General features: G+C 64.1%; 16 protein-coding genes. 13 read left to right on the forward strand and 3 right to left on the reverse strand.

The genetic code is table 11. The annotated features are described in order from the left end of the window. Genes tssM (FJ980_RS06700) through FJ980_RS06725 form a run of 6 tightly spaced genes read left to right on the forward strand, consistent with a single transcriptional unit; the run spans window position 1 to window position 7,935 of the window. A complete protein-coding gene (gene tssM / locus FJ980_RS06700; protein ID WP_140542140.1) occupies window positions 1–3,540 on the forward strand; it encodes a type VI secretion system membrane subunit TssM in 3,540 nt (1,179 codons plus the stop codon). After that, a complete protein-coding gene (gene tagF / locus FJ980_RS06705; RefSeq protein WP_181181125.1) occupies window positions 3,522–4,064 on the forward strand; it encodes a type VI secretion system-associated protein TagF in 543 nt (180 codons plus the stop codon). Before tssM (FJ980_RS06700) ends, tagF begins: the two co-directional genes overlap by 19 nt. Next, window positions 4,064–5,167 (forward strand): DUF2169 domain-containing protein, encoded by a 1,104-nt coding sequence (locus FJ980_RS06710; protein ID WP_140542141.1) that lies wholly within the window; start codon window positions 4,064–4,066, stop codon window positions 5,165–5,167. Before tagF ends, FJ980_RS06710 begins: the two co-directional genes overlap by 1 nt. Then, window positions 5,164–6,186 (forward strand): beta-ketoacyl synthase N-terminal-like domain-containing protein, encoded by a 1,023-nt coding sequence (locus FJ980_RS06715; RefSeq protein ID WP_140542142.1) that lies wholly within the window; start codon window positions 5,164–5,166, stop codon window positions 6,184–6,186. The genes FJ980_RS06710 and FJ980_RS06715 overlap by 4 nt, the downstream gene beginning before the upstream one ends. Beyond that, window positions 6,186–7,106 carry a DUF4150 domain-containing protein gene (locus FJ980_RS35285; protein ID WP_246676330.1) on the forward strand — a complete coding sequence of 307 codons (921 nt, stop codon included), beginning with the start codon at window positions 6,186–6,188 and terminating at the stop codon, window positions 7,104–7,106. Before FJ980_RS06715 ends, FJ980_RS35285 begins: the two co-directional genes overlap by 1 nt. Before the next feature lie 13 nt (window positions 7,107–7,119). Then, window positions 7,120–7,935, forward strand: a complete 816-nt coding sequence (locus tag FJ980_RS06725) for a hypothetical protein (RefSeq protein ID WP_140542143.1) — start codon at window positions 7,120–7,122, stop codon at window positions 7,933–7,935. A 1-nt stretch (window position 7,936) separates the two neighbouring features. Here FJ980_RS06725 and FJ980_RS06730 read toward each other — a convergent pair whose 3' ends face one another. The 3 genes from FJ980_RS06730 to tssI are packed head-to-tail and all read right to left on the reverse strand — an operon-like array spanning window position 7,937 to window position 11,039. After that, window positions 7,937–8,281: a hypothetical protein gene (locus FJ980_RS06730; RefSeq protein WP_140542144.1), complete on the reverse strand. Its 345-nt coding sequence runs from the start codon at window positions 8,279–8,281 to the stop codon at window positions 7,937–7,939. Continuing rightward, the gene (locus FJ980_RS06735; RefSeq protein ID WP_140542145.1) at window positions 8,278–8,703 is read right to left on the reverse strand and encodes a DUF6484 domain-containing protein; all 426 of its coding nucleotides are present in this window, start codon (window positions 8,701–8,703) and stop codon (window positions 8,278–8,280) included. Before FJ980_RS06735 ends, FJ980_RS06730 begins: the two co-directional genes overlap by 4 nt. Window positions 8,704–8,714: 11 nt before the next feature. After that, entirely contained in the window at window positions 8,715–11,039 is a 2,325-nt protein-coding gene (gene tssI, locus FJ980_RS06740) for a type VI secretion system tip protein VgrG (protein ID WP_140542146.1), read from the reverse strand. Between the two features lie 305 nt (window positions 11,040–11,344). On the opposite strand from tssI, the gene tagH reads away from it, so the two are divergent. The 7 genes from tagH (at window position 11,345) to FJ980_RS06775 (ending at window position 24,143) form a co-directional block, all read left to right on the forward strand. Further along, window positions 11,345–12,424 carry a type VI secretion system-associated FHA domain protein TagH gene (gene tagH / locus FJ980_RS06745; RefSeq protein WP_140542147.1) on the forward strand — a complete coding sequence of 360 codons (1,080 nt, stop codon included), beginning with the start codon at window positions 11,345–11,347 and terminating at the stop codon, window positions 12,422–12,424. Window positions 12,425–12,960: 536 nt separating this feature from the next. Beyond that, window positions 12,961–14,256 (forward strand): type VI secretion system protein TssL, long form, encoded by a 1,296-nt coding sequence (gene tssL, locus FJ980_RS06750; protein WP_348640648.1) that lies wholly within the window; start codon window positions 12,961–12,963, stop codon window positions 14,254–14,256. Next, the gene (tssM, locus tag FJ980_RS06755; protein WP_181181126.1) at window positions 14,256–17,783 is read left to right on the forward strand and encodes a type VI secretion system membrane subunit TssM; all 3,528 of its coding nucleotides are present in this window, start codon (window positions 14,256–14,258) and stop codon (window positions 17,781–17,783) included. The genes tssL and tssM (FJ980_RS06755) overlap by 1 nt, the downstream gene beginning before the upstream one ends. A gap of 117 nt (window positions 17,784–17,900) precedes the next feature. Continuing rightward, on the forward strand, window positions 17,901–18,680 hold the full coding sequence (locus FJ980_RS06760) for a PP2C family serine/threonine-protein phosphatase (protein ID WP_140542150.1): 780 nt from the start codon (window positions 17,901–17,903) through the stop codon (window positions 18,678–18,680). After that, a complete protein-coding gene (locus FJ980_RS06765) occupies window positions 18,677–21,199 on the forward strand; it encodes a serine/threonine-protein kinase (protein WP_140542151.1) in 2,523 nt (840 codons plus the stop codon). Before FJ980_RS06760 ends, FJ980_RS06765 begins: the two co-directional genes overlap by 4 nt. An 11-nt stretch (window positions 21,200–21,210) precedes the next feature. After that, window positions 21,211–21,705 (forward strand): DUF1036 domain-containing protein, encoded by a 495-nt coding sequence (locus tag FJ980_RS06770; protein WP_181175836.1) that lies wholly within the window; start codon window positions 21,211–21,213, stop codon window positions 21,703–21,705. Further along, window positions 21,702–24,143, forward strand: a complete 2,442-nt coding sequence (locus FJ980_RS06775; protein ID WP_140542152.1) for a M23 family metallopeptidase — start codon at window positions 21,702–21,704, stop codon at window positions 24,141–24,143. The genes FJ980_RS06770 and FJ980_RS06775 overlap by 4 nt, the downstream gene beginning before the upstream one ends. Window positions 24,144–24,460 lie beyond the last annotated feature (317 nt).

The following is a 24,460-nucleotide window of genomic DNA, read 5'->3' on the forward strand; positions in this document are numbered from 1 at the left end:
ATGTTCATCCTGCGCTTCCTCTGGGCCGTTATCACCTCGCGTTTTCTCTGGACGCTGATCGGCATCGCGCTGCTTTCGCTGCTGATCTGGGTGTTCGGCCCGATCGTGCAGATCGGCCCTTACGCGCCGTTCGAATCCGACAATGTGCGTATCGCCATCATCGCCGGGCTGATCATCCTGTGGCTGATCTGGCTGATCGTCGCGCAACGCCGCGCGATCCGCGCCAACCGCATGTTCGTCGCCGAGATCGCGGCGCCGGTCGCCGAAAAGCAGCTTACGCCCGGCGAGGAAAGCGTGGCCGCCGTCGGCGCCAAGTTCGGCGAGGTGATGGCGGAGCTGAAGCGCCGCAAGCTCGGCGGCAGAAAGTTCCTGCGCGAGATGCCCTGGTACGTGATCGTCGGCCCGCCGGCCACCGGCAAGACCACGGCATTGCGCCAGTCCGGCCTCAATTTCCCGATCGACCTCACGGACGACCTGCAGGGCGTCGGCGGCACGCGCAATTGCGACTGGTTCTTCTCCGAGAACGCGGTGCTGATCGACACAGCGGGCCGCTACGTCCAGCAGGAAAGCCAGCCGGATGTCGACGCGGCGGAGTGGCTGGGCTTCCTCGACCTCCTGAAGAAACATCGGGGCCGCCGCGCGCTCAACGGGGTGATCGTCGCACTGTCGATCGACGCGCTGTCGGAGGGCGACGACGCGATCAAGGCGCATGGCAGGAAGATCCGCCGCCGGCTTGCGGAGCTTAACGACCGGCTGGAGATCCGCCTGCCTGTCTACCTGATGCTGACCAAGGCCGATCTGATCAAAGGGTTCGAAGCGTTCTTCGGCGGCTTGTCGACTAATGCGCGCGAGCAGGTGTGGGGAACCACTTTTCCGCTCGACGCCCGCGTCAGTGCCGGCACGATCCAGACGGAACTCGCCAGGCTTGCCGCCGAGCTGGAGCGGCGGCTGGTGCCGCGGCTGGAAGACGAGGACAAGCTCGGCCAGCGCGCCGAGATCTTCCGCTTCCCGGCGCAGCTTGCCAGCCTGTCCGAGCCGATCCAGGTGCTGGTCGAGGCGATGTTCGGCGAGAGCCGCTATGAGGAAGCCGCCTGGCTGCGCGGCCTCTATCTGACCTCGGCGACGCAGGAAGGCGCGCCGATCGACCGGCTGACGGCGGCGCTGTCCTCATCCTTCGGACTGCCGCCGCGTCGCGCCATGCCGGCGGCGCGCGTCGAGAAGCGCAGCTTCTTCCTCAGGAATCTGCTCACCGAAGTGATCTTCAAGGAAGGCGGCCTCGGCACATTCGATCCGCTGGCGCAGCGCCGCCGCGCCTGGATCTGGCGCGGAGCCGCCGCCGCCTGTGCGCTCGCAGCCCTGCTCGCCGGCGGACTGTTCACCTGGTCCTATCTCGACAACCGCAATGCGATCGCCGAACAGGCCGGCCAATTCGAGGCGCTGCAGGCGCCGCTCACGGACGTCGCCGCCATGCCGGCCGCGGTCGAGCAGCCGACCATGGACGGTGCGTTGGCGGCGATGGACGCGGTGGGCACGGCCCGCACGGCGCCGCCGGATGCCGTCCATAATCTGCTCGGCCCGACCGCCTCGGCCGAGCTGGTGCGCGCGCAGACCGATACCTACGACCATGCGCTGCGAAACGTGCTGGAGCCCCATATGGTCGCGCTGCTCGAGGCCACGATGTGGCGGCAGATCCGCGATCCGGACTTCATGCTCGGCGCGCTGAAGACCTACCGGATGATGACCGGCCTGTCGCAGATGGACACCGATTTCGTGCAGAACTGGTGGGTGAACAGCCTGCCGCAATTCGCGCCGGCCGCGCCCTTCCCGACCGCGGACGCCGAAGAGCACCAGCTTGCCGCGATCCGCCGCATGGCCGTCGACGACAGCTACATCGCGCCGGACAAGGAGCTGGTCGCCGAGGCGCTGAAGACGGTGTGCACGATCTCGCTGCCGGAGCGCGCCTACAAGCAGCTTCTGGCCGACCCGGAAGTGGCAGCCGTCAAGGAATGGGTGCCGGCCAATTTCGCCGGACCGAACGGCGCCAAGGTGTTTGCGCGCCGCTCCGACAAGACGCTGCGTGTCGGCGTTCCGGGTCCCTATACCTATGCCGGCTTCCACGACGCGATCCTCGACCGGGTGGAGGATGTCGCCGGACAGGCCGCGCTCGACCGCGCCGTGTTTGCCGGCGGCTGTTCGGAGAATTCGGAGACCTCGGTCTCGGCCCTCTCCGAGGACATCCTGAAGCTCTATTACGACGACTATATCGCGCAGTGGGATAGTTTCCTGCGCGACATGCGGCTGGCGCCGCTGACCGACCTCAACGTCGCCAGCGAGAACCTCAAGGACCTGTCCAGCGCCGACTCCGCGTTGAAGCGCCTGTTGACGGCGGTGGTGCAGGAGACGGACCTGACCCGCTCCGACGAGGCGGCGGCCGACGACAAGAGCGGCGCCGCCAAGACCGGCTCGAAGCTGCTCAGCAAGCTCGGCAAATTGGGCAAAGTGGTAAAGACGGGCGCGAAATTGCTGCCCCGCGCGGGCTCGGCCGACCAGGTCGACATGACCGGCAGCCTGGTGGCCGAGCATTTCAAGCCGCTCAAGGGCACGATCGCGCAGGTCGACGGCCAGCCGCCGGCGCTCGACGCCGCCATCGTGGCGCTGACGGCGTTGTCCAACGTGCTGCAGACGGTCACCGCCAACCCCAATCCGCAGGACGCCATCAAGAAGCAGGGCGGGCTTGCCGAACTGACCGGCGCCGTCGCCAGGCAGGCGCAGATCCTGCCTTCGCCGATCAACGACTGGCTGGGCGGAATTGCCGGCGACACAAGCGGCCTGTCGCAGAAAGCCGTCACCAACGAGCTCAACGCAATCTGGCGCGCCGACATCCTGCCCTTCTGCCAGGCCGCGCTCAACAACCGCTATCCGTTCAGCCCCGACAGCGCGGTCGACGTCAATGTGCGCGACTTCCAGCGCCTGTTCGGGCCGACCGGGCTGATCGACGCCTTCACCAACGACCATCTGATCAACTATGTCGACACCGCCAGCCAGCCATGGAAATGGCGCGCCGATTTCGGTCTCGATCCGGCGGCGCTCGCCGCGTTCGAGCAGGCGCGCCACATTCGCGACGATCTCTTCCCCGGCGGCACCGGACCGGTGATGAATTTTACGCTGGAACCGAAGGACCTGTCGCCCAACGTGGCGCGGGTGACGCTCAACCTCGATGGCCAGAACCTCGTCTACTACAACAACGCAACCAGGCCGCAGCCTATGACATGGCCCGGCAAGGACGGCACCGGCGTGATCTCGCTGGCTTTCCAGCCCGTTGACGGCTCGCCTGAGATAATGCTCAACGAAACCGGCAGCTGGGCGTGGCTGAGAATGCTGCGCGGCGGCCGCTTCAACGCGACCAAGCTCACCGACGTCTATAGCTTGCGGCTCGGCACCAAGGGGATGTGGGCCGATTTCGAGCTCAAGGCGGCCAGCGTCGAGAACCCCTACACGCTAGAAATGTTCAAGAAGTTCACATGTCCGCCGCAGATCTGATCCTGCCCGGCTTCTACGGCAAGATGCCCGCCGCCGGCGATTTCGTCACGCGCAGGCTGCCGGGCGATTTCGTGCGCGTGTGGGACCGCTGGCTGGCGCAACATATCGTGCCGTTGCTTGAGCTGGAGGTCTGGCCGGCAAGCACGGCCTTGCGCTTCCTGGCCGGTCCCGCTTCGTTCGGCGCCTGCGCCGGCATCGTCCTGAAGAGCGCGGACCGGGTCGGCAGGCAGTTCCCGCTCAGTGTGGTCGCCCAGCTATCCGAGGCACGGCTGAAGCTGGCCTATGCGGAGAGATGGTTCGACGGCATCGAGACCGCCGCGCTCGCCGCGCAACGGGGCGAGATGACGCCCGACGAGCTCGACACGGCTCTGGCCGCCCTGCCCGTTCCGCTTGTCGACGGTGGGAGCGATGTCATCGACCACCTCGTGGCGTGGACAGCGCATACGGATATTTTCGATGTCGATCAGCTAGCGCCGCACCCGACGCTGGAGCAGATCTTCACCGCGAGCTGGGAGACCAGCTGATGCAGATCTGGAACCAGACGGGCTATCCGCACGAGTTCACCATCGCCACGGACAAAGCCGGTCATGACTGGATCGTGGTGGTGGTGAAAGGCACTTTCGATTTCCCAACGAAGCCTGGCGGGCTGGTGCAGAAATCGCGCGAGCAGATTCCACTTGTCATGGCCGACACGCAAACAGGCGTTCCCGGCTATTCGGCAACATTGTGGGAGACTGACTTCGCGTTCCGCAAGTCGCGCTGCGACGTGGTCGCCAATGGCTGCGCCTATGCGCCAGGAGGGCGCCCGGTGGAGCGCGTGCCGGTCGGCATCAAGATCGGCAACTGGTCGAAGCGGTTCGAGGTAGTCGGACATCGCGAGTGGCGCGCCATCGGACCGGTGTTCACCGCGACCGCGCCGCAACCCTTCCTGAAACTGACGATCTCTTACGATGTGGCATGGGGAGGTGTCGACAGGCTGGACCCGGAGGACAAACTACCCGCCAGCTACAAATACAACCCCGTCGGCACCGGCTGGTCGCGAACCAGAAATCAACGCCTGATTCCCGGCCTGCGGCTGCCAAACACACAAGCCATTGGCGAGGAAATCCGCTCACCCTTCGGCGACTACAAGCCGATGAGCTTCGGACCAATAGGCCGCGGCTGGCCCGGACGGGTAGAGTATGGTGGCACCTACGATCAGAACTGGGCCGACAACGTCTTTCCCTTCCTGCCGCAGGACTTCGACGAGCGCTATTTCCAGATGGCGCCACCCGACCAACAGATCGATCCGCCACGTGGAGGTGAGGAAGTTGTGCTGGTAAATATGACGCAGGAAGGGCGCGTGAGCTTTCGGCTGCCGCCGACGTCCCTGCCCATGTGCCTGTTCAAGGGAAGACGAACTGCTGTTGAAGCCGATCTCAGCCCCGACGCCATCCTTCTTGACCCTGAGGCACGGCGGTTTTCGATGGTCTGGCGATCGGCACAGCGCATCCAGACCAGTTTGTTGGATTTCAGCGAATGCTGGCTGGGCCCGCCGACGCGCGGCATGCTTCTGGCCCGCGATAGGGGCAAACGCTACGTTCGAGCAGAACCGTTGCCGCGCGATCGGGATCGCATCGCATCATGACCGCGGGCGTAGATATTCTTTCCGTCGGAATGGTCACGGCTGTCGGCTTGAGCTCCGCCGCCGCCTGCGCTGCCATGCGAGGCAAGATCGACGGTTTTCAAGAGACGGATTTTGTCGCCCCAGGCGGGGAATGGCTGATCGGTGCGCCGGTGCCGTTGCCACGCAAATGGCAGGGCGAGAAGCGCCTTGCCCACATCGCCGCGGCCGCCATTTGCGAAGCCCTGGATGCGGTGCCGCAGGCACGCGGTCAAGTCGCCTTGCTTCTGTGCACCGCCGAGGAGGATCGGCCGGCCCGCCCCATTGTGAACGATTCAGAGCTGCTGTGGCAGGTCGCCAAAATTGCGGAGATCGAACTGCACGCCAGCAGCCGCATTATCGCGCATGGCAGACCGTCCGGGCATGTGGCGCTGGAGCATGCGCGCAAAATGATCGAAGAGCGAAGCGCACGCTACGTCCTGGTCGCCGGAGTGGACAGTTTTCTGGGCAGCCGCAGCATCGCGCATTATCTCAAACAGAAGCGACTGTTGATTGCGGGTAACTCGAACGGCTTCATTCCGGGCGAAGCGGCAGCAGCATTTCTATGCGGGCCGAGCGCCGGGGGCAACTTCCACCTGATGGGTGTCGGCTTGGCACGCGAGGAAGGTTCGATTCTGAACCATCAGGATATACCACTGCGCGGCGACGGCATGGTCCAGGCCTACGGCACCGCCCTCGCACAGGCACGCATCGGGATGAACCAGATCGGCTACCGGATCGCCGATCTGATCGGCGAGCAATACTGGTTCTCGCAGTCGACCCTGGCATCCATCCGCCTACTGCGCGGCGACCACGGCTTCCAGGATCTTTGGTCGCCCAATGAGTTCGTCGGCAATGTCGGGGCAGCGGCGACCCCCCTTATGGTCGGCATGGCATGGACGGCAGCACAGAAAGGCTATGCGGCCGGAAATCCAGTGCTGATCGAATCGTCCTCCGACAACGGCGTCTGCGGAGCCGCGATCTTCGCCAAGAGGGCGGCCTGATGGGCTCGGTTTACGCCAACGGGCTGGAGATTTCCGCCAAGGCACAAGACAACAAGATTATCGCGGCGTTTCCCGATACCTGCTTCACGCCACCTGAAAACCCGGCAACGCCGCCGGGAGTGCCAATTCCCTATCCGACATTCGGAATGGATTCCGATACCGACAACGGCACGAGCACCGTCAAGATCGGCGGCAAAACGATCGCGCAGAAGAACCTTTCCTACTACACGAAGACGACGGGGACCGAGGCAGGGTGCGCGGCCAAGAAGGGCATCATCACCTCGACAAATACAGGTAAGGCTTATGCCGCAGCCTGGTCGAGCAACGTCAAGGCACAGGGTGAGCCGGTGCCTCGCAACACTGATCGCGCCACCGTGAACCACGCGTCCCCACAGCCGAATGACGGCAACGGCGCGCTGGTCGGCGGGGGCGGCGGGGGCGGCGGAGAGGCCAACTGTGAAGAGTTGGCAACGGCGATCGAGCTTCAGTTGACGCGCAACAAACGCGTCGAAAATGCCTCGTCGGACAAGAGGAACGCCCCGAAGAAAAAGGGCGGGGCGCATGGCTATCTGTTTATGCTCGCCGAGCAAAGATGCGGCCAGATGGCGCCTGGATCGGAAGGGTGGCAAACCCATCAACAGAACTTGGACGACAAGCTGATCGAAGTGCGCGCAGCGATCGATGCCTTCAATATGGCTGGATGTGATTTGGACGACATCGACTTCGCCAATTCTCGCAAAGAGAAGGATCGTGACACAAACATGAAGGCCGCCATCGAGGGAATCCAGAACAACGACCCGCAATATGTCGGAGAGCCCGAGCATCTTGGTCCCGACCATGAGCTGTGTAACGGTGGAGATCTCGCCGATGCACGTGCGGATCGAACACTGAATCAGATAACCGACATCATTACCGCGTGATAGGTTGAGCGGGATGCGACATTATCGTAAGGACCATCTGCTAAACTTTGCCCGTCAGTGGGCCTGGATCGCGTCCGATCGCGTTTTTGAGTTCGACGACGTCATTCGACGACCCATCAATTCGCTTGAAGGCCTGCACGCCGCTACAGAAAAGTATTCAAGAATAAGAGTATCCATTCCGCTGCAAAATCCCGATTCTGACATCGCCAGGGCCTTTCAGGCGATGCTGGTGGAACTTGCGGAGAACGGCGAAGACGTGGACCGCGTGTATGATTGGGCCTACTGCCTAACTCCTTTCATGCAGGATACAAAAGCTCAGTTGGCAATGCGCCTTTGGATCAATACATTCACGCGGTTTGCCCAAGGAAAGCGAGAAAGAGCCAGGCACATTGACGAAGACCTCATGGAGCAACTCTCCTTATCGTATGCTGCCCATGTCCTTGAGCCCAGTCTTCAGCTTTCGCTACGCTGCAGGCAGACAAGCGAGGTCTGGTTGGAGAACGAAGCTCGCAAGAGTGACTTCGATAAGATGCTTTGGCAATTTTTCTTCGAGGAACCCTACATAGACCCGTCGGCATATGTCAGTTCCGGGCATAGGGACGTGCTCGTCCGCGAGTGGTGGCGGCGAGAGCGCAAGGCACTCGATGAGGGCCAGATTGCGGGCCTACGCATGGAACAGCATGACAATGTGCGGGCCTACAGCCGCAAGCTCCCCACTTGGCTGCTCGATGACTCAATTGTCGAGTCCTTGCTTGTGGACGGCTTCCCCGAATTCGACAAGGTCGCCAAAGTCGAATTGACGGACGCAACTTCGAAGCAATCGCTTTAGATTACGTGGACGGCAAATTCGCCGCGATGTACTTTCTGACCTTGCCGACGTCCAACTCGGAAATACGCGGAGCGTCTGACACCGAAATCATGCGCAAGACGAACAGTTCACCCTCCTCGGGAAATTCGTCATAGAGCTTCTGTGCAATTGTGCGGCCAACGTCTCCGGCCACGCACAGCCCGTCGAGGTGCGCCTCCAGCTGCGCGACCACTCGACCCAGTCGCTCCTCGTCCATATCGGGGTTCTTACCCGGATGCAGCAGGTGCTGATTGTAGACAGTCCATAGAAACGCCGCCATCTCGGCGTGCTGACGCACGATTTCAAGGAGAGGAGGCGCGGCCATCAGTTCAGGTTAACCGATCCACCGCGGATGCGGTTGGAAACCCGCGCATGGCTTGTCACATAGGTGCCACGGATGGTTATGCGGCCATCCTTCTCCAGGATGATTGTTGACTTGCCGCAGCGCAATTCGATGCGTTCCTCGCCCACGATCCTGACCGTTTCACCGTCCCTCAATATCTGTGGAGATGGCACCTTGCGTGCTGGCTCAACGATGCGACCCATAATCAGCGGCTTGCCCGGATCACCACCTTCAAAAAGAAGCGCCACGTCCGTGCCAATCATGTCCGAGCTCAGCTCACATAGGCTTTTGGCGCGGACGGCGGTAGCGCGTGTGTTGCCCGCAAATACAACCAATGGCGCGCTGCCGTCGAATCCGAGGAACGCGCCGATCACCACGCCTTCAATTCGGTTCTTTGTCTTGGCCATTTCGACGCGCCTCAATTCTGTTTGATCTCGGAACCCTTCATGATGATGTCGCTTGAGGCCTTCACGTTGATCTCGCCTGATCCCTTCACGAAGATGTCCTTACCAGTGATTGATATCGTACCGTCCTTCTTCAGTTCGATCGATGCCGACCCGCTCTTGATCATGATGGAATCACCTGCCTCGATGATCAACTTTTTTCCGATATTAATGGCACCGCCTTCACCCACCTCGACGGAGCTGTTCTTTGCAATCTTGAGCGCCCTGTTGCCACCCACTTCGGTCGCGTCGTCCTTGCCGATCTTGACCGATCTCGAAGCGCCGATATCCGATTTCTGATCGTTGGCGATCTTGTTGTTTTGCCCGCCTCCTATCTGGACGTTCTGGTCGGAACCAATGTCCCAACCATCGCTAGTGCCGATACTGTGACTTTGGCTTAAGCCGACGCTAACTGACCGTGTCGCGCCGATCGTGTTGCTCTGGAGTCCGCCAACAGTGCGTTGTTCCGCTGCTCCAACACTGTCGACGCGCGCGATACCCACCGTGACCGTCTGGTTAAGCCCCACCGTCTGGGAATGGTTGGCGTCGATGTTTTCTGTGGAATTGGCGATGACATGGATTGTCTCGTTTGCCATCACCGTCAGCGAGCGATTCTTGCCCACCGTCTCGGTGTCGTTGCTGCCGATATTCGTCGTTTGGTCGACGCCGATCTTGACGGTCTTGTTGTTGCCGACGTCTTCATCGAGGTTGTGGCCGACGGAGTGCTTGGCGTCGTGGTCGATGCGGTCGGACTGGTCGTGCTGGACCGTCTTGTTGCGGTCGTGCTTGATCAGCAGGTGGTGGTCCTTCTGCGCCTGGAAATTGACCAGCTCGGAGCCGGCCTTGTCCTCGAACATCAGCTCGTTATAGCCGCCGCCGCCTTTCGAGGAATTCGACTTCCAGCCCGATTGCGTGGCGTTGCCCGGCAGCCCATAGGGAGGCATCTGCGAAGCGTTGTAGACGCGGCCGGTGATGATCGGCAGGTCCGGATCGCCCTCGATGAAATCGACGATGACCTCCTGGCCGATGCGCGGGATCTGGATAAAGCCCCAGTTGCTGCCGGCCCACGTCTGCGAGACGCGCACGAAGCAGGATGAGTTCTGGTCCTTCTTGCCGAGCCGGTCCCAGTGGAACTGCACTTTCACCCGCGCATATTTGTCGGTGAAGATCTCCTCGCCCGAAGGACCGACGACGGTCGCCGTCTGCGGGCCGCGCATGATCGGCCGCGGCGTGATGCGCGCCGGCCGGTAGGGGAGTTTGGTCGGCGCAACTCCGAGCACCACCTTGAAATTCTCGCTATGGGCCTCGTTCTGGGTGCGGTAGCCCGGGTCGAACAGCCGGTATTCGGCGCTGACCACCAGATAGTCCTGGTTCTGGTCGTCGCGCGGAAAGCTTTCAAGTGTGAACTTGCAGCCGGAAAAAAGGCCGCGCACGGTGCCAACCGCGGTGCTGTGCTGGTGCACGGTCTGAAGTTCCTCGCGGCGGATCCCGGCGATCTTGTCGCCGCGCCCGACATCGAGATGCGCGCCGGGCTGGCGATAGTTCTCGCCCGAGGCTTCCTTATGGGCGAAAGGCTGGGCAGATTTCGCCATCAGATCGGCGCCGGGCTTCTCGAAATCATAATCCGTATGCGCATAGGCGCCCGGGCGCACCGCGCTGCCAGGGATCCATTCGGTGATGTATTCGACATCGCGCCGCGAGGCCTGGCCCTCGAAATTGTAAAGCACCTTCTCGTAACCGGGCGCCGGCTTCAGCTTGCTCATCGCGTCGCAGAGGATGAGCGTATGCTTGCCCTCGTCATGCTCAAAGAAATAGAAGATGCCCTCGTGCTCGAGCAGCCGCTGCACGAAATCGAGGTCGCTCTCGTCGTACTGGACGCAATATTCGCGCTGGGGATAGGACCCCTGCAGCCGCTTCTCGAATTTGGCGATGCCGTATTTCGAGAATATCTTCTCGACGATCTCCACCGCCGTCATGTTCTGGAAGATACGGCAGTCGGTGGTGTTGCCGAGGAACCAGGGCCATGGCCGGACGGTCGCCTCGTAGAAGGCCAGCCGGTCCTCGATGCGGGTAAGCTTGAAATCCGACACAAGGCCGCTGAACCAGCGCTTCGGATCGGATTCGCCCTCGACCGAAACGACACCGCCCAGCATCTTCAACGGGTCGACGTCGCGGTTCTTCGAGACGAAGCCGACCGAATAGGCAAAACAGCGGCTGATCTCATCGCGGCCGATGAGATGGGTGAAGGTCAGGTCGGCGCCAGCCGGCGTCTGCACAACCGTGGCGCGTTCGTTCGGCATGGTCGTGCCCCTCCTGGACGCGGCCGCCAGTATGATGGATTGAAGCCCCCACTATGTTAATCGCATCACGTTCGGGAACTTTTCACGCCCACCGCACCGGACCACTCTCAGCCTAGCACATGTTTGGCGGCCGCCAAATAACAGCCGTGGCTAAACTGCCCATGCGCCGGTGTGAAACGCTCCTCTCCCGCCGCGCTCGCAAGCTGCTAGAATACCAAAGCAATTCCAGGAAAGCTGCGTTGGCGTTTCTGCCCGGGTTGCGCGGAAAATAAGCATTTATTGACCAAGTTGGGCGACGCTTCCGGATGTTCATCTCGCTCCAGATCAGCAATGTCGACAGGCTGCCGGCCGGCACCGCCGCCAGCTACGCCGCCCGCGACCGCAGCTTCGAGATTGGCCGCGAGAATTGCGACTGGACGCTGTCCGACCCGGACAAGTTCATTTCGGGCCGGCACTGCGAGGTCCGCTACCAGGCGGGCTCGTTCTGGCTCTACGATCTCTCGCGCAACGGCACTTTCGTCAACGGGTCCAGCCAGCGCATGAGCGGGCCGCATAGGCTGGCCCAGGGCGACCGGCTGCTGATCGGCCGCTATGCCGTCGGCGTTTCAATCGAAGACGAACGGGCCCCGACCGGACATCCGCAGACCAGGACGGGATCGACGCAGCGCGAGCTGCCGCCCTCGCCCGGCGGCCCGCCGGTTCCCGGCCATGAGCCGTTCTTCAGTCCGGCGGAACAGCGCTCGACCGGGGCGGCGGCCGTCTCGACTTCCTCGACCTTGCAGCCCGGCCCCGCGGCCCCTGCCAATCGGCCGGCGCAAGCGGACGCGATGCTGCGGGAGATCGCCAGGGCAGCGGGCATCGCGCCTGAATTGCTGCAGGCGCGCGACCCGCACGATCTCGCGGCCGAGATCGGCGCGGTGCTGAGGACCACGGTCGAGCAGCTATCTCTGCTGCTCAAGGCGCGCGCGGCGGCAAAAGTTCTCGCCAAGAGCTCGCACCGCACGATGATCGGCTCCGAGGACAACAACCCGCTGAAATTCGTGCCGGGCACCGACGACATCTTGGAGATCATGTTCGCCAAGCGCAGGGCCGGCTATCTCGATGCCATGCGCAGTGTCGAGGATGCGTTCCGCGACCTGAAGGCGCATGAGATCGCGACCTATGCCGCCATGCAGGCCGCGCTGTCCAGGCTGCTTGACGATCTGTCGCCGGAAGCGATCGCCAGGAAGATCCCGCCGGCGTCCTTCTCGTCCAGGAAGAGCCAGGCCTGGGATGCGCTTGTCGCGACCTGGCGGACGATGGAAGACAAGCACGAGAACGGCATGCTGGATGTCTTCCTCGCCTATTTCGCCGAAGCCTACGCCAAGGCCGACAAGCAGAAATAGCCGCACGGCACAGACTCCGCCAACCGTATGTGACGGGTCTCATAGAAGATGCCGCCCCTTCGAGCATCTTGCTCTGCGATTTCAATCGGCGGGCCGTTTCAATTGGGTATCCGGGCGACTAGAATGCCCAGGGACGCTTGCCCGGCGGGCAAAGCGGCGTGGCTTGGGGCGTGTGCAGCAATGTCATGTTTCGGCGAGATGAGCCTTTCCGTGCGGCCCGCCGCTGAGGTTCAGCCTGAAACGCGTTTCCCCGGGCAAAGGTGTGCCTGTTGCGCCGCGACGATAGGTCGTCGCCGATGAGCTCCAAGGACGATCCTTCCAGGCCGGCGGACAAGACCGTCATCCGCGCGCCGCGGCCGAAGCAAAAGCCGCTTGCGGCTCCCGAGAGATCCGGTCCGGAAGGCGCACGTCCTGCTCCAACGCCTGCTCGCGAAGCGACAGTGTTCGACCCCGGCGGCGGCCGACAGATGCCAACCGGCTGGTCATCCGAAACCGTGCTGTTTCAGGGCCCAACCCCGGGAGCAGAGGTCAACGCGATGCCGGAGCTGCCTCAGGATGCCCTGCTCGCCGCCGCCGAGGGCGTGCAATACGCCGCGACAAATCCGATCCTTGCCGCGGCGGCGGCGCTGCTGATGCTCTTCGGCCAATTGCGGCTGATGCCGGTCGAACGGCAAGCCGCGCCCTTGGCGGAGCGTATCGCCGACGCGATCGAGACCTTCGACCACGCGATCGCCAAAGCCGGCGTAGCCGAGGAAGACGCACGCATCGCCAAATTCGCCCTTTGCGAAACCGCCGACGACCTCGTCGGCAATCTACCTTGGCCGGGCAAGGACAGCTGGCTCCAGCACAGCCTGGCGGCGCGGTTCTTCCACACCCAACCGGCGGGCACGGGCTTCTACGAAGCGTTGAACAAGATTCTGGCGAGGCCGGAAGCACATTACGACCTGCTCGAACTGATGCATGCCTGCCTGTCGCTGGGCTTCGAAGGCCAGTATCGGGGATTGACAGGCGAACGAAACATGCTCGAACGCGTCCGGCGCGACGTCTACGACACGCTGCGCTATTTCAAGCCGCGCGCCGATGATGACATCTCGCCACGCTGGCAAGGCATGGCGGCTGCGTTGCCGAAGCCGAGGGCGCGGCTGCCGCTCTGGGCGGTCGCGGCCGCCGCGGCGACGCTGGTGACAGCGGCCTTCTTCGGACTGCGGGTGCTGATCACCGATGAAGGCGACGCGACCGCCGGCGAATTGCTGGCGCTCAACCCGTCGACGCCCGTCACCATCGAGCGCGCCAGCGTGGCGGCGCCCACTGAGCCGGTGCTAGCCAGCCCGCCGCCGCCCGCGGTTCCGGACACCACCCAGATCGACCGCATCCGCGCCGCACTTGCCAAGGAGATCGCCGGCGGCGGACTGAGCGTCGGCGAGAAGGGCGAGTTCATCGTCGTCGAGATCAACAACCAGCTTTTGTTTGCACCCGGCCAGGCGGAGCTGAAGCCGCAGTTCCAGCCGATCGCGGCCGACATCGCCACCACGCTGGATGCCGAACCGGGGCCCATAAATATCATCGGCCACACTGACAATGTGAAGCCGAAGAAATCGAGCACGTTCAAATCGAATTTCGATCTTTCCGTTGCCCGGGCGAAGGCCGTCCAGGCGATGATGGCCAAGCAATTGAAGGACCCGTCGCGGCTCAGCGCCGACGGCAAGGGCGAGGATGAACCGATCGCCGACAATGGCACGGCGGACGGCCGCGCCAAGAACCGCCGCGTCGACGTGATGATCCCGAAACAGGAGATCTTGCAGACGAGCGCGGCGGCGGAGAACGGCGACTGATGCGCTGGATGCTGCGGATCTTCAGCTTGGCCGCGCTTGCCGGTTTCTCGGCGGCGGTCTGGTATGCCGGGCCGCTGATCCGCTTCGCCGAGACACGTCCGCTCGGGCCTGTGTGGCTCAGGGCCACGATCATCGGCGTCACCATCGTGGTGCTCGCGCTGTTCTACGGGGTCCGCTTCTGGCAGCGGCGCAAGGCGCAGAAAGCGCTCGAAACGGCCATCGTGCGCAGCGATGTGCGAAGCGACGATTCACAGGTGCTCGAAACGCGCATGAGCGAAGCGATCGCGACGCTGAAGCGGACGAGCGGCAAGCGCAATTTCCTCTATGACATTCCCTGGTACATCATCATCGGCCCGCCAGGCGCCGGCAAGACGACGGCGCTGGTCAATTCCGGGCTGAAGTTCCCGCTGGCCGGCTCGGGTGGCGCGCAGCCGCTGGCTGGCGTCGGCGGTACGCGATCCTGCGACTGGTGGTTCACCGACGAGGCGGTGCTGATCGACACGGCCGGCCGCTATACGACGCAGGAATCGGACCGCGAGCGCGACAAGGCAAGCTGGCTCGCCTTTCTAGGACTGCTCAAGAAGCACCGCACCAGGCAACCGATCAACGGCGTGATCCTCGCCATCAGCCTTGCCGACCTGATCGGCTTCGACGACCGGCAGCTCGACGCGCATGTCAGCGAGATCAGGAGCCGCCTGCGCGAATTGCACGAGACGCTGAAGGTCCAGTTCCCGGTCTATCTGCTGTTCACCAAGGCCGATCTCATCGCCGGTTTCATGGATTATTTCGGCGATTTCGACGAAGCGCGCAGGCGCAAGGTGTGGGGCGCGACATTCCAGACCGCCGACCGCACCAAAAACATGGCCGGCGAGGCGCCCGCAGCCTTCGACGAACTGGCGAAGCGGCTCGCCGAAGAAGTCGCCGACCGCCTGCAAGAAGAGCCCGACCCGGTGGCGCGGATCGCGCTGTTCGGCTTCCCCGCCCAGTTCGGCACGCTGAAGAACCGGATAACGCAGTTTGTCGGCAGCCTGTTCGATACCTCGCGCAGCCAGGTCAATGTCAGCCTGCGCGGCCTCTATTTCTCGTCGGGCACCCAGGAAGGCACACCCTTCGACCAGGTGCTGGGCGCGATCGGGCGCAGTTTCGGTAGTGCCGCGCAGGCGCATCTTTCCGGCGCCGGCAAGAGCTTCTTCCTGCACGATCTGCTGGCCAATGTGATCTTTCCGGAATCGGGCTGGGTGTCGTTCGATCGGGCGGCCGAACGCCGCATCACGCTCGCCAGGTTCGGCGGCCTGGCCGCGATCGCGCTGGCGGCAGTGGCGGCGCTCGGCATGCTTGGTCTTAGCTTCTTCGCCAACAAGGCGCTGATCGCTTCCACACGCCAAGCCATGGCGCATTATCGCGACAGCGCCGATAGCCTGCTCAAGAGCACGACGGTGACCGACGTCGACCTCGAGAACGTCATCGGTCCGCTCGACCAGCTGCGCAGCCTGCCGGCCGGCTTCGAGAACGGCGAGCAGGGAAAGCCTGTCGAGGAGACGTTCGGGCTTAGCCAGCGCGAGCGGCTGCTGTCGGCCTCCAAGACGGCCTATCGGCAAGCGCTGGAGCGAACCTTCCGCTCGCGGCTGCTGGTTCAGGCCGAGCGGACGATCCAGGCCAAGATGGCCGATCCGATCACACTTTACGAGCCGCTCAAGATTTACCTGATGCTGGGCGGCAAGGCGCCGAAGGTCGACGACGAGCTGATCGTCTCCTGGATGAAGCAGGATTGGGAGGAGAACCGCTACCCCGGCGAGAACAACCGCGAGGGTCGCGCGCAGCTCGAAAAGCATCTGCGCGCCATGCTTGCGCTTGACGATGCCTACGATCCAACCTTCGCGCTCAACCAGCCGCTGGTCGAGGCCGCGCAGCGCTCGCTCGGACGCATGAGCCTCGCCAACCGCGCCTCGGCGCAGATCAAGTCGGCGGTCTACGCGGCACGGCTGCAGGATTTCTCCATCGCCGCGAAAGCCGGTCCGGAAGCGCAGCTGCTGTTCGAGCGCACGGACGGCAGCCAGCTCGCCGATCTTCACGTCCCCGGCCTTTACACGCGTGCCGGCTTCAATCGCTTCTTCCTGCCGCAGCTGGCGCGCATCGCGCAGATGCTCGTCGACGACCAATGGGTGCTCGGCGGCGGCGGGGAACAGGGCGGCATCGACCAGGACCTGCCCAAGCTCGGTCCCGAACTCATCGATCGCTACGGCAAGGAATTCGCCGCCGCCTGGAACGGCGTGCTCGACCAGCTGAAGCTCAAGGCGATGCTGAAGGACAAGCCGCAATATCTGGCGCTCTCCGCCCTCGCCGCGCCGGACTCGCCCCTCGACCAGCTCTTCACCGCGATCGCCGATGAAACCGCACTGACGAAGGACAGCGGCGCCGAGGGCGATATCGGCACGGCGCAGCAGGACCCCTCCGGCATGGCCAAGGGCCTCGCCCGCATCGGCCTGCAGATCGCCGGCGGCAAGTCGCAGAGCCGCGCCGGCGCGAGCTCGGCCCTTGCGCAGAACGCCGGCGCGAGTGTCGAGGCGCAGTTCCGTTCGTTCCAGGCGCTGGTCGGCGGAGCTGCCGGACGCCGGCCGCTCGATGCGCTGACGCAGAACTTCCACGACATCTTCCAGAGCCTGAAACTCGCGGCCGATGTCCCCACACAGACCGAACGCGTCAACGCCAATTTGCAACTGCAGATCTCGACGCTAAGAGCCAATGTCTCGCGTCTGCCCAAGCCGCTGGCGCGCATGGTCAACGCGGCGGCGGACGAGCTCGAAGGCAATGTCGCCGAGGCCTCCGTCGCCAACCTCAACCAGAGCCTCGACCAGACGGTGACGCGCGTCTGCGAGGAGGCAGTCAACGGCCGCTATCCCTTCACACGCGACGGCAGCGACGAGATCTCAATGGCGGATTTCAACAAGCTGTTCGCGCCGGGCGGCCTGATGGACCGGTTCTTCGCGCAGAACCTCGCGCCGCTGATCGACATGACCGGCCAGGAATGGACCTGGAAGCAGGACGCCCGTTCCAGCAAGGACCTGGCGAAATCGACGTTGAAGGCGTTCCAGTCGGCCGCGGAAATCCGCAGCGCGTTCTTCCCTTCCGGCGGCTCGGTGCCCTCGGTGTCGATCACCATAACGCCCACCTCATTAAACAGCGAAGTCGACAGTGCTTTGCTCGACGTCGACGGGCAGACGGTCCAGAGCGCCCAGGCCGGCAACGCGCCGAGCATCGTGACATGGCCAAGCGGCGCCGCTTCCGGATCGGCGAGTCTCAGCCTCGTGCCGGAAATGCCCGGCCGCGCGTCCGCGCTCAAATTCGAAGGACCATGGGCATTGAAGCGGCTTTTCGACAAGGCGACCATCACCGGCGACGGCGCCAACACCGAAGCGCGCTTCGTGATCGGCGGACGCGATGTCGCCTACACCATCCAGGCCGGCTCGGGCGCCAATCCGTTGCTGCTGCCGGCCTTGTCCGGGTTCAGCTGTCCGAAGTCGTTCTGACATGGCCCGCGCCAGCCTTCATTTCGATACTCTAACGTACACGCTTGTGGCAGAGTGGCCTGGGCACACGGCCCATGGCTGGTCACAGAGGACGCCTGCTGAGCGCTTGGTGGCAAATTGAGCACTGTCGCCCTCCCCATCGACAGCTTCGGCGTGAGCCACAAGGGCTGCGTGCGCGACCACAACGAGGATAATTACCTCATCGAGCCGCTGACCGGGCTGTGGGTGGTGGCCGACGGCATGGGCGGGCATGAGGCCGGCGAAGTCGCCTCGGCCAGCATCGTCGACCATCTGGCGACGATCGGAATTGCCAGCTCGGCGCCGGATCTTCGTGCCCGCTTCGAGGACCGGCTCAGCCGCGCCAATGCCGAGATCCGCAACATATCGCGCTCGCGCGGCATCACCATCGGCTCCACTTTCGCGGCCTTGCTTGCCATGGATGGGCGCTTCGCCTGCCTTTGGGCCGGCGACAGCCGCATCTATCTCGTCCGCAACGGCTCGATCTTCCAAGTTTCCAAGGATCACACCGAGGTGCAGGAATTGCTGGACCGCGGCATGATCAGCGCGGAGGAAGCGCGCGTCTGGCCGCGCCGCAACGTGATCACGCATGCGATCGGCGTCAGCGACGAGCTCGAGATCGATTTCCAGCAGGGCGAGTTGATGGCGGGCGACGTGTTCGTTCTGGGCACCGACGGACTGACCGCGCATGTCAGCGATGCCGAGATCGAGGCCGCGGTCAGATCCGCCACGCCGCGGACGGCATGCGAGAACCTCTTGGAAACCGTGCTGGCGCGCGGCGGAACCGACAATGTGACCATCGTGCTCGTGAAGATCGGCGACGGGCAGAGCGGCGCGCACCATTCGGATCGGTCCGCAGCGGAGGGCCTGGCCAGATGAGCGACGACGACAAGACACGGCTGTCGACGAACGTCACCTATACGGGTGTCGGCACGCAGCTCAGCGGCATCTACGAGCTCGACGAGAGGATCGCCTCCGGCGGCATGGGCGAAGTCTATCGCGGCCACAACATCCAGACCGGCGACCATGTGGCGATCAAGATCGTGCTGCCCGAATTCGCCCGCGACCAGACGATCCTGTCGCTGTTCCGCAAGGAAGCATCGATCCTCAACCATCTGTCGCATGACGCGGTGGTGCGCTACCACGTCTTCACCATCGACCCGGGGATCGGCCGCCCCTATCTTGCGATGGAGTTCGTGGACGGCCAGTCGCTGTTCGACATCATGCGGCGCGGGCCGATGCCGGGCGAAGATGTGCGACGGCTTTGCCATCGCCTGGCCTCGGGGCTCGCCGCAGTGCATAAGGCTGGCGCGGTGCACCGCGACCTCTCGCCGGACAACATCATTCTGCCGGGCGGGCAGGTCGAGCGCGCCAAGATCATCGATTTCGGCATCGCCCGTTCGGCCACCGTCGGCGGAGAAACGCTGATCGGCGGAAAGTTCGCCGGCAAATACAATTACGTCTCGCCCGAACAGCTCGGCCTCTATGGCGGCGAGGTCAGCGAGCAATCCGACATCTACAGCCTCGGCCTGGTGCTGGCCGCGGCGCTGCTCGGAAAGCCGCTCGACATGAGCGGGTCGCAATACGAGGTCATCGAAAAGCGCCGGACGGTGCCGAACCTGTCGGATATCGATCCCGATTTCCGTGAGCTGATCGAAGCCATGCTGCAGCCGGATCCGTGCGACCGGCCGGCCAGCATGGCCGAGATCGCCAGGGCGACGCGCGGCGAAGATCTCGAGGCGACATTGCCGCCGCCGGTGTCGTTTGGCGCGCGCGAACGCTCCGGCCTGCCGCGCGCCGGCTGGACGGCGCTGCCGGATTCCAAACCGCAGCCGCCTTCCGGCGAGCCGCGCTTCGTCGAGCATGTGCGCCCGGCGCATCTGTCGGAGCCGCGGCCTCAGCCGGCGGCCGCTCCGCCCAGGGCGCCTGCGACTGCACCGGCCGCGCCGCGAAAGGCTTCGCGGATACCCGTCATTGCCGGCGGCGTTGCGGCTCTGGCTGTGCTGGTTGGGGGCGGCCTTTATGTCAGTGGCGTCCTGGCGCCGCCGCCGGTGGCGGAAAAATCCAGACCGCTGACGCCGAAGCCGGTCGCGGAACCAGCCAAACCAGTTGCAGAAGCCCAGCAGCCGGAAGCGCCGAAACCTCAAGCGCCGACGCCGTCCGCGTCTCAGCCGGAACCGCCAAAACCAGGCAGCGCCGCCACCATCGAGCCGACGAAGCCGACCATCCAACCCGATGCGGGGGCCAAGGCGCCTGCCACCCAGCCGGAGAGCGAGGCCGACAACCAGGCGCGCGTCCCCCAGATCGAGACCAACCCCACGCAACCGTCAGCGGAGCAATCGCCGACGCCTGCACCGGTTCCCGCACCGAAAGCCGCGGAAAGCCAGAAACCGGCGCAGCCTGCAAGCGAGCCGGCGGTCAAGACGCCGGAACCGAGCCAGACGGCTGAAAACAAACCGGTGCAGGGGGCAAGCCCACCGGCAGCCAAGCACAGCGTAAAAGACCTCGTGGACATGCTTTCCAAGCTGCCGAAGCCGAACGCGTCCCAGCCCCCCGCTTCGGAAAGCCCGGCGCCGGCGCTACCGGTCAGCCCGCCGGCCAAGCTGGAGGCACAGACCCCTACGGCCAACCCGCCGCAAACCTCGACCGCGCCGGCACAACCGGCACAGCAAATGCAGCCGCCTGCGGCCAAGCAGCCGGACAACACCGACGTCGCCATCAATGTGCCCAAACCGGCGGTTCCGTCACCGGAACCGGGCGCGGAAGCGTGGACGGAGCGCCGCTCCTGGGTGCGCGATTTCAGCGGCGGCAGCTGTTTCTACGCGAACGTCACCTCGGGACCCGGCGCTTCCCCGGCGATCGAGGGATTTGGAACCGCGGTCCAGCCTTTCGAACAATTGCTCAACGACTTCCAGGCGAGGTTCCATATCGAGCCGGACATCAGCGTGCGACTGATCACGCTCTCCCAGTGCGGCGTGCCCACCTTCCTTCGCTTCCTCGACCGGAGCTCGGCTGCAAAGCCACAGCTTGTCCTCGACCGGACATCGGTCCCCGACGGATCGCCGGTCAGCGGCGCGCTGTATACGGGCGGCGGGCTTATCTCGAACATCATGCTGATCGACCACAAGGGCATCGCCTTCAATCTCGACGACCGCATGGTGCCGCAGACTCACAAGGTGACCTTCAACATCCCAATCGGTCTCGCTGCCGCCGACAAAGCAGCCGCCAAAGCGGTGCCGCAGATCATGCTGGTGATCACCGGGCCCAAGGACATCCAGGCCGCCATGTTCTCCAGGCCGACGCCGGCCTCGGAGCTTTTGCCCAGGATACTCGAGGAGATCGAGGCCGATGGATCGCAGTTCTCCGCCACGGCCACCTATTTCCGGCTTGGCGGATAGCATGAACGCCGATGGATCTTCGCACCCTGCGTACCTCGAGCCGGCCCTCGCCACGCAAGCAGCGTAGCCGGCTCCGATTCCCGTTGCCGAGCCGCATGACGCTTGCGGCGCTGCTCGGCGCGGCGCTGTTCTCGATGCTTTCGCCCGGCAAGGCGCATGCCGAATTCACCGTCTGCAACCAGACGCTGGACGTCGTCAATCTCGCGGTCGGACAGAAAGTCGACAATGCCGACCAGACCGACGGCTGGTGGACGATCGGCGCCAACCAGTGCGTCAACGTCATCCGCGAGGAGCTGGCCAACCGCTACATCTACCTCTACGCGACGGACGTCTTCGGCCACGCGATCCTCAACGGATCGACCGAGATGTGCATCGACCGGCGGCGCTTCTCGATCCGCGGCATCGAGGAGTGCTGGCAGCGCGGCCATATCGCGGCGCGCTTCGTCGAAGTCGATACGCAGGAGCAGGTGCGCTGGACCTATTTCCTGACCGGAAACAGCCCGTGACGCACGCGATCGACACGAGCTTCAAACAGAAGAAGCTGGCGCGCTTGGCCGAGCGGCGGCGCAAGCTCTGGCGCGGAGTCCTTGCAGGGGCCGCAACGCTCGCCGTCGTCGCCTTAACCACCGGCTTCTACCTGACCAAGGAGTATTGGTCGTTCGGCGACGAGGACGAGGAGCTGCATCCCGTCGAGGGCATGGAAGACGTGCCCCCCGATGCCTCGGTCTATGTGCCGGCGATCATCGATCTCGCCGGCGATCCGATGTGGATCACGCTGGCGCCCGATGCCGACACCGCGACTAAGGGCAAGACCGTCGCGCGTCCGGCTGAGCTCGACAGTTCCGGGGCTTCGCCGCAAATCGAGATGCTGTCCGACGTGATGCTGAGCGCCAGCGAGAAGTTCATGACGACGATCCCGTCGACGCAGGAGGATTTCGCCTTCTTCCAGGCGCAGCGGCAGGCGGCTCCCAAGCCTTCGGCAACGGCGCCCGGCGATGCGCAACCGGCACCGCCCGCTCCGGCCGCGACGCCCGACGATCAACAGGGCGATCCGCAAGGCGACCTCGAAAACGACCTCCAGGCGGCGCCGGACGAGAGCGACGCCGGCCCGGCGCCCAAGGCCGACGCCGCCGACCCCGAGGCCGGCTGGGGCGAGACCATCGACCAGGGCGAAGCCGCGCTCCCGGCTTTCAAGAAGACCGCGGTCGAGAACAACACGACCGTGGCGACCGTCGCCAGCGAGTACCAGCGCTTCGAGGCGACTGAGGACACGTTCGTGAAGATCCTCAACGACCGCAGCCTGGACAGCGTGGCGCTCGACGCGCATTTCTCCGCCGAGGACGCGAAGCTTGCGGGCGAGGCGCTGAAGACGCTGTTCAACCGCGACGGGCTGGAGCCCGGCTTTGTGGTGGCCATGCGCGGGTTCCGTCCGAACCGCGAGACGACCACCATGTCGCTGATGCAGGTCTCGATCTACGCCAAGAATGTCTATGTCGGCACGCTGACGCGCAATGCGGCCGGCGCCTTCGTGTCGGGCGTCGACCCCTGGGTCCGCGAGGACCTCTTCAACTATTCCGGCGCCTCGGACCAGGGCGGGCCCAAGCGGCAGTACCGCCTGCTCGACGCGATCTATTCGACGGCAGCACGCAACAAGGTGCCAACCGGCGTCATCGGCGAGGCGATCATGTATCTGTCAAGGGGGCAGGACCTCGACGCCTTCGCCAGCGAGGACCAGCGCCTGGTGCTGATCTATTCGCAGACGCCGCGCGGCCAAGGCGACATCTCCGGGCGGGTGCTCTATGTCGGCGTCCAGGGCACGGACAAGAGCCTCGACTGTTTCGTCTTCCAGCAGAGCGACGGCCAGTATGCCTGCGTGACGGGCGACGACCAGGTCCGCTCGCTAACCGTCACCAACGGCATGGTCACACCGGTCGCCGGAGTGATGACCTCGACCTTCGGCCCGCGCAAGCATCCGATCCTCGGCACGGTTCGAATCCACAAGGGCGTCGACTGGGCGGCGCCGGTCGGCACGCCGGTGATGGCCGCCTTCGACGGCGCGATCTCCTTCCAGGGTGATGGCGGCAGCTACGGCAATCTGGTGAAGATCACGCATGCCAACGGCCGCGAGACGCGTTATGCGCATATGCAGAAATTCGCCGTCGCCAGCGGGGTCGGCACCCAGGTGAAGGCCGGCGACGTCATCGGCTATATCGGCACAACAGGGCTTTCGACCGGCCCGCATCTGCATTTCGAGCTCTACCAGAACGGTGAGGCGATCGACCCTCTGGGCACGGTCACTTCGGTTGCCACCGCCGTTTCCGTCAGTTCCGGCGGTTCGGCCGATTCCGCCGTCGAGACGCTGACCGACCGGATCGTGCATGTCGAAAGCGGCGGCAGCGCCCGTGCCAAGAACCCGCTTTCGTCGGCGACCGGCGCCGGCCAGTTCATCTCCAAGACCTGGATCCGGATGATGAACACCTATCGTCCCGATCTCGCCCGCTCGCTTTCGACCGCCGACCTTTTGGCGCTCCGCTACGACGCGACGCTGTCGCGCGAGATGGTGCGCAACCTGGCGCGCGAAGGCGAAGCCTATCTGCGCGCCCGCGGCCACCAGATCACCGCCGGTCGCCTCTATCTTTGCCATTTCCTTGGCATGGAAGGGGCGCATCAGGTGCTGGCGGCGCCGGGCTCGTCGCAATTGACCGCGGTTCTGGGATCAGCCGTCATCCAGGCCAACCCGTTCCTTACCGGCAAGACCGCCAGTTATGTCGTGGACTGGGCCGAGCGGAAAATGGGGCAGAAAGCGCCGCGCGTGGTGACCGATCAGGGCCAGCCGGCGACGACCACGACCGAAATCCGGCAGACGTCTCCGGAATTCGAAAAATACAAGCAGGCGATCACTGTGCTGATAAGTTCGATCCAGAACACGCTGGAGCCCGGCTAGCTAGTGGCACTGCACAGGGATTTTGACCTCTGTTTGCGTTGGCAGATGGCATGCGTTGGAGATTGGCCGAAACGCCCATCGCGATCGTCATTCCAGGGCGGAGCAGGAGCGAAGCTCCGTCGCGAAGACCCTGGAATCCATGCCGTTACCTTCGCCAAGGCGTGCAACGGAGCAAAATTCTGCACCGCGGCGGCGCTTCCAAGTCACGGAATGGATTCTATGGTCTGCGCGCGTCGCTGCGCTCCTTGCTCCGCCATAGAATGACGAGGTTGGGGCGGCTTCAACCAATCCCCGGCATTTGTGCTGATTTCACGGAA

The organism is Mesorhizobium sp. B1-1-5, assembly GCF_006443065.1.
In the GTDB taxonomy this organism is placed as follows: Bacteria; Pseudomonadota; Alphaproteobacteria; order Rhizobiales; family Rhizobiaceae; genus Mesorhizobium.

Bases quoted from the DNA above. Each gene is read 5' to 3' on its own strand.
- tagF (WP_181181125.1), top strand. From the start codon at position 3,522: ATGTCCGCCGCAGATCTGATCCTGCCCGGCTTCTACGGCAAGATGCCC.
- tssM (WP_140542140.1), top strand. From the start codon at position 1: ATGTTCATCCTGCGCTTCCTCTGGGCCGTTATCACCTCGCGTTTTCTC.
- tssI (WP_140542146.1), bottom strand. From the start codon at position 11,039: ATGCCGAACGAACGCGCCACGGTTGTGCAGACGCCGGCTGGCGCCGAC.
- FJ980_RS06710 (WP_140542141.1), top strand. From the start codon at position 4,064: ATGCAGATCTGGAACCAGACGGGCTATCCGCACGAGTTCACCATCGCC.
- FJ980_RS06725 (WP_140542143.1), top strand. From the start codon at position 7,120: ATGCGACATTATCGTAAGGACCATCTGCTAAACTTTGCCCGTCAGTGG.
- tagH (WP_140542147.1), top strand. From the start codon at position 11,345: ATGTTCATCTCGCTCCAGATCAGCAATGTCGACAGGCTGCCGGCCGGC.
- FJ980_RS06770 (WP_181175836.1), top strand. From the start codon at position 21,211: ATGGATCTTCGCACCCTGCGTACCTCGAGCCGGCCCTCGCCACGCAAG.
- FJ980_RS06735 (WP_140542145.1), bottom strand. From the start codon at position 8,703: ATGGCCAAGACAAAGAACCGAATTGAAGGCGTGGTGATCGGCGCGTTC.
- FJ980_RS06765 (WP_140542151.1), top strand. From the start codon at position 18,677: ATGAGCGACGACGACAAGACACGGCTGTCGACGAACGTCACCTATACG.
- tssM (WP_181181126.1), top strand. From the start codon at position 14,256: ATGCGCTGGATGCTGCGGATCTTCAGCTTGGCCGCGCTTGCCGGTTTC.
- tssL (WP_348640648.1), top strand. From the start codon at position 12,961: ATGCCGGAGCTGCCTCAGGATGCCCTGCTCGCCGCCGCCGAGGGCGTG.
- FJ980_RS35285 (WP_246676330.1), top strand. From the start codon at position 6,186: ATGGGCTCGGTTTACGCCAACGGGCTGGAGATTTCCGCCAAGGCACAA.
- FJ980_RS06715 (WP_140542142.1), top strand. From the start codon at position 5,164: ATGACCGCGGGCGTAGATATTCTTTCCGTCGGAATGGTCACGGCTGTC.